Source organism: Neoluteolibacter marinus, from assembly GCF_014904755.1.
In the GTDB taxonomy this organism is placed as follows: domain Bacteria; phylum Verrucomicrobiota; class Verrucomicrobiia; order Verrucomicrobiales; family Akkermansiaceae; genus Haloferula; species Haloferula marina.
The window spans coordinates 1-276 of the sequence record NZ_JACZFQ010000340.1 but is presented as its reverse complement, the minus strand read 5'-3'; the positions used below and the strand labels follow the sequence as shown (position 1 = coordinate 276).

Below are 276 nucleotides of genomic sequence, written 5' to 3'. Positions count from 1 at the left end.
CCGGTCCACGACGATCTCGTGAAGCGGGACTTCTCAGCCGACGACGTTAACGAGCTGTGGCTGACCGACATCACTGAGCACTGGACCGATGGGGGAAAGCTCTACCTCTGCGCCATTAAGGACGTGTTCTCCGGTCGGATAGTCGGCTACTCCATGGATTCCCGGATGAAGGCTCGTCTCGCGGTGAACGCCCTGGACAACGCTGCTTCGCGACGCCGAGGCGCCGCCGGATGCATCGTGCATTCGGACCGAGGATCCCAGGGCGGATTCAACTGG

General features: G+C 62.0%; 1 protein-coding gene. It reads left to right on the top strand.

Annotation, left to right across the window (positions count from 1 at the left end; all coding sequences use genetic code 11):
* A partial coding sequence (locus IG178_RS25170; protein WP_193215292.1) for a DDE-type integrase/transposase/recombinase occupies positions 1-276 on the top strand: 276 nt, incomplete at both ends.